At 68.1% G+C, this 4,107-nt stretch carries 6 protein-coding genes; 5 read left to right on the top strand and 1 reads right to left on the bottom strand.

All coding sequences use genetic code 11. The features are described from left to right. The coding region (locus VLK61_RS07740; RefSeq protein ID WP_325419852.1) for a DUF4166 domain-containing protein at positions 1 to 339 on the top strand (339 nt) is incomplete at its 5' end. A gap of 58 nt (positions 340 to 397) precedes the next feature. Here VLK61_RS07740 and VLK61_RS07735 read toward each other — a convergent pair. Further along, the gene (locus VLK61_RS07735; RefSeq protein ID WP_325419850.1) at positions 398 to 868 is read right to left on the bottom strand and encodes a c-type cytochrome; all 471 of its coding nucleotides are present in this window, start codon (positions 866 to 868) and stop codon (positions 398 to 400) included. Positions 869 to 1,072: 204 nt separating this feature from the next. On the opposite strand from VLK61_RS07735, the gene VLK61_RS07730 reads away from it, so the two are divergent. From VLK61_RS07730 to VLK61_RS07715, 4 genes are read left to right on the top strand one after another with little or no spacing between them, the layout of a single operon-like run. Then, on the top strand, positions 1,073 to 1,756 hold the full coding sequence (locus VLK61_RS07730; protein WP_325419848.1) for a cytochrome b/b6 domain-containing protein: 684 nt from the start codon (positions 1,073 to 1,075) through the stop codon (positions 1,754 to 1,756). A 30-nt stretch (positions 1,757 to 1,786) separates the two neighbouring features. Next, positions 1,787 to 2,278: a GNAT family N-acetyltransferase gene (locus VLK61_RS07725; protein ID WP_325419846.1), complete on the top strand. Its 492-nt coding sequence runs from the start codon at positions 1,787 to 1,789 to the stop codon at positions 2,276 to 2,278. Positions 2,279 to 2,293: 15 nt separating this feature from the next. After that, positions 2,294 to 3,112: an HpcH/HpaI aldolase family protein gene (locus VLK61_RS07720; RefSeq protein WP_325419844.1), complete on the top strand. Its 819-nt coding sequence runs from the start codon at positions 2,294 to 2,296 to the stop codon at positions 3,110 to 3,112. Positions 3,113 to 3,148: 36 nt separating this feature from the next. Beyond that, positions 3,149 to 4,006: an aldose 1-epimerase gene (locus VLK61_RS07715; protein ID WP_325419842.1), complete on the top strand. Its 858-nt coding sequence runs from the start codon at positions 3,149 to 3,151 to the stop codon at positions 4,004 to 4,006. Positions 4,007 to 4,107 lie beyond the last annotated feature (101 nt).

Below are 4,107 nucleotides of genomic sequence, written 5' to 3'. Positions count from 1 at the left end.
ATCCGCTTCGAGCTCGAGGCCCGGGCCAACGACGAGACCTGGACGCGCCACTTCCCGTCCCGCACGATGCGATCGCGCCTGCAGTTGCAGGCCAGCCAGGTGCTGGAATCCTTCGGCCCGGTGCGGCTGGCCTTCGAGGTGCACGAAGTCCAGGGCCGCTTCGAGATGCGACTCAGGCGCCTGCAGCTGCTGGGCATTCCCTGCCCCCGCTGGCTGATGCCGCAGATCGTGGCCCATGAAACCGGGCAGGGCGACCAGCTGCACTTCCATGTCGAGGCCGCGCTGCCGGGGCTGGGGCGCGTGGCAGGCTACCGCGGCCACCTGGTCATTCCGCCGTGACGCCGCCATGAAAAAGGCCCCGCACTCCGGGGCCCGTCGATCGGTGTGAGCCGAAGGATCAGTTGCTGCTGTACTTCTCGGCCCGGAAGTCGTCGTGGCAGCCCTTGCAGGAACTGCCGACGGCGCCAACGGCGGTCTTCAGCTGATCGAGGCTGCCGGTCTTGGCCGCGGCATCCAGCTTGGCGACCTCGGCAATCATCTTCTCGGCCGCTTCCTTGAACTTGGCGTTCTGGCTCCAGACCTCGGGCTTTGCGCGGGTCGGTGCGCCCTTGTCGGTGCCGTCGCCGAACGCGGTGTAGGGCAGTCGCGACAGCGTCGCGACGATCTGTGCGTTGTCCGCGGCGACCTTGGCGTCGAACGGCGCCTTGCCTTGCGTCATTGCGGCGATGCGGCCGAAATGGTTGCCCATCAGGGTCAGCGCACTCTGGCGGTACTTGATGGCATCTTCGGGTTTCTGGAACTGGGCGGCAGCGGGCAGGCTGGCCAGTGCACCAAGGGCCGTGACAGTGGCCACGAGCAGACGTTTCATGCGGGATCCTCCGGGCTAGATAGGCTGGGGCGGCCCTGGCGGTCAAGCTGGGCGTCGGGCAGTGTACGTGGGCGATGGCCGCGGTATTCCACGGGACTTGCCCGAGGGTGATCTTGCGGTTCCGGGCGTTTCCCTGGCTGCGCCAGCCATGGCCATGGGCTATCGTCACGAGCTTCACAGCCTGATCGCCAAGGATCCGTGCGCATGACCGAGCCCGCCGAACTCCGTCCCGTCCGCGTGTGGGACCTTCCCACACGCTGCTTCCACTGGCTGCTGGCCGCGGCCGTGCTTGGGCAGGTGATCACCGGCACGATCGGCGGCAACGCGCTGGTCTGGCACATCCGGCTGGGCCTGCTGGTGCTGGCGCTGCTGGTGTTCCGGCTGCTGTGGGGCGTGGTGGGGGGGCGCTGGTCGCGCTTCGCGAGCTTCGTTCGCATGCCGGGCGCGGTGCTGCGCTACCTGCGCGGCGAGCACCGCGCGGGTGACCACTTCGAGGTCGGCCACAACCCGCTGGGCAGCTTCTCGGTGCTGGCGATGCTGGCGATGCTGATCGTGCAGGTGGCCACCGGGCTGTTCGCCGATGATGAGATCGCCACCACCGGGCCATTGAACCGCTTCGTGAGCACTGCCACCGGCCTGCAGGCCACCGCCTGGCACAAAGGCTGGGGGCAGTGGATCATCATCGGCCTGGTGGTGCTGCACCTGGCTGCAATCCTGTTCTATGCGCTGCGCGGCAGCAACCTGGTCAAGCCGATGCTGAATGGCGACAAGCAGCTGCCGGCCGATGTGCCCGCGGCCGCTGACACGCCCCGTACGCGCCTGCTGGCGCTGGTGCTGGTCGTGTTGTGCGCAGGGCTGTCGCTGTGGATCGCCCGGCTGGGCGGTTAGACTCATCGCACCCCTGGCTTCACCGATTCGATGCAGTCGCCTGTCATTCGTCTGCAGACGCCCGATTCCCCGGCGCTGCTGGAAGCCACGCGCGAGATCTTTCGCGAGTACGCGCAGGGCCTGGGAGTCGACCTGTGCTTCCAGAATTTCGATCAGGAGCTGGCCACGTTGCCAGGTGACTACGCGCCGCCCCAAGGCGCGCTGCTGCTGGCCTTCGTCGACGATGAACTGGCCGGTTGCGGCGCGCTGCGGCCCGTGGCCGATGTCGACTACGCCAATGCTTGCGAAATGAAGCGCTTGTACGTGCGCCGCGCGTTCCGGCGCTTCGGCCTCGGCCGCATCCTGGCCCAGGCGCTGATGGACCGCGCCACCGAAGCCGGCTACTCGGCGCTGCTGCTCGATACGCTGGACGACATGGAGGCCGCCCGCGGGCTGTACGAATCGCTGGGCTTCGAGACCATTCCGCCGTACTACTTCAACCCGATCGCCGGCGCGCATTACCTGAAGGCCGAGCTCGGCTGACCCGGAGCCCCTTGCATGAACCCGTTCAGCAGGCTGATGAAATCCGCCGGCAGCCAGCCGCCGCTGGGCTGCTGGGTGATGTCGGCCAGCGCCATCGTCGTCGAAGCCATGGGCCATGCCGGATTCGACTGGGGCGTGATCGACATGGAGCACACGCCGCTGGAGATGATGGGCGTGATGCACATGCTGCAGGCGGTGGGCAACACCCGCATGCTGCCGGTGGTGCGGGTGCCGTGGAACGATGCGGTGATGGTCAAGCGTGTGCTCGACGCCGGCGCGACGACGGTGCTGTTCCCGATGGTGCAGGACGCCGATGAAGCCCGCCGCGCGGTGGCCGCCACGCGCTTCCCGCCCGAAGGCGTGCGCGGCATCGCCGCAATGAGCCGCGCCTCGCGCTTCGGCACCACGCCGAACTACCTGCAGACGGCGAACCAGCAGATCGGCGTGATCGTGCAGATCGAAAGCGCGGCGGCCGTCGCGCAGATCGAAGCCATCGCCGCCGTGCCTGGCATCGATGCGCTGTTCGTCGGCCCAGCCGATCTGGCGGGCAGCCTGGGCCTGCCCGGCGAGACCACGCACGCCAAGGTGCTGAGCCTGATCGCCGAGGCCGTGCAACGCGCCAAGGCGGTGGGCAAACCGATCGGCACGCTGGCGCTGACGCAGGACGCCGCGACGCGCTACCGTGCGATGGCCTTCGATTACCTGGCCGTGGCGGCCGACCTGAGCCTGGTGATGCAGGGCGCGGCGGCGACGCTGCGCGCGCTGCGCACCCAGGACGGTAGCGGCCACGTGCACACGCTGAACCGCGGCACCCAGACCGATGCCACGCCTTGAGCGCAGATCCTTCCGAATCCTTCCCCGCGAGACCTCATGACCACACCTTCTTCTCCTGTTGAGCTGCATGCCGGTGAACTGCAATTGGCCCTGCGCCCCGATCTCGGTGCCAGCATTGCGGGCTTCTGGCGGGCTGGCCTGCCGGTGCTGCGCAGCGGTGATGCGGCGGTGCTCGACAAGCCGAATGCCGGCGCCGGTTTTGCGATGGCGCCGTACAGCAACCGGCTGGGCTTCGGACGCTTTCGCTGGCAGGGCCAGGATCACACGGTGCGGCCGAACTACGAAGGCTCGCCGCACCCGATGCACGGCGTGGCCTGGCAACGGCCGTGGACCGTGATCCGTCAGAGCGACGCCGAAGCCGAACTGCGCTACGAGCACACGGCCGATGCCGACTGGCCCTTCGACTTCTCGGTGCTGCAGCGCGTGGTGCTGACGCCGGCCGCGCTGGAGCTGCAGCTGTCGTTCACCAACACCGCCACGCTGCCGCAGCCGGCGGGCCTGGGCTGGCATCCGTATTTCCCCAAGCGCTCGCGCAGCCGGCTGCACATCGAAGTGGCCGAGCGCTGGGAGGCCGATGTGAACCAGTTGCCCACGCGCAAGGTGGCCCAGGCCAGCATCGATGGCGATGTCGCCCACCTGGCCTTCGACAACTGCTTTGGCGGCTGGCATGGCGCGGCGCGCATCCGCGACGAGAAGCTGTCGTTGCGCCTGAGCTCGTCGCTGCCCTACCTGGTGGTCTACACGCCGGCCGATCGCGACTACTTCTGCATCGAGCCGGTCAGCCATGTCAACAACGCCTTCCACCTCGCTGAACCCGCCAGCCATGGCCTGCAAAACCTGCTGCCGGGAGAGGTGTTCGAGGCCTGGATGAAGCTCGAGGTGGCGACGATCTGATGCTGACGCTCCAATCGAGCGCTATCGAAGCGCTGCCGGTGCCGCCGTCGGTGCTGGGTGAATCGCCGTTCTGGCATCCGGACGAGCAGCGGCTGTACTGG

Source organism: Aquabacterium sp. (genome assembly GCF_035476535.1).
GTDB lineage: Bacteria > Pseudomonadota > Gammaproteobacteria > Burkholderiales > Burkholderiaceae_C > Pseudaquabacterium.
The sequence above is the reverse complement of the archived record's forward strand: the minus strand, read 5'-3'. Positions and strand labels throughout refer to the sequence as shown.

Excerpts from the sequence above, each read along its gene's own strand:
- VLK61_RS07735 (WP_325419850.1), bottom strand. The coding sequence starts at position 868 with ATGAAACGTCTGCTCGTGGCCACTGTCACGGCCCTTGGTGCACTGGCC.
- VLK61_RS07730 (WP_325419848.1), top strand. The coding sequence starts at position 1,073 with ATGACCGAGCCCGCCGAACTCCGTCCCGTCCGCGTGTGGGACCTTCCC.
- VLK61_RS07725 (WP_325419846.1), top strand. The coding sequence starts at position 1,787 with ATGCAGTCGCCTGTCATTCGTCTGCAGACGCCCGATTCCCCGGCGCTG.
- VLK61_RS07720 (WP_325419844.1), top strand. The coding sequence starts at position 2,294 with ATGAACCCGTTCAGCAGGCTGATGAAATCCGCCGGCAGCCAGCCGCCG.
- VLK61_RS07715 (WP_325419842.1), top strand. The coding sequence starts at position 3,149 with ATGACCACACCTTCTTCTCCTGTTGAGCTGCATGCCGGTGAACTGCAA.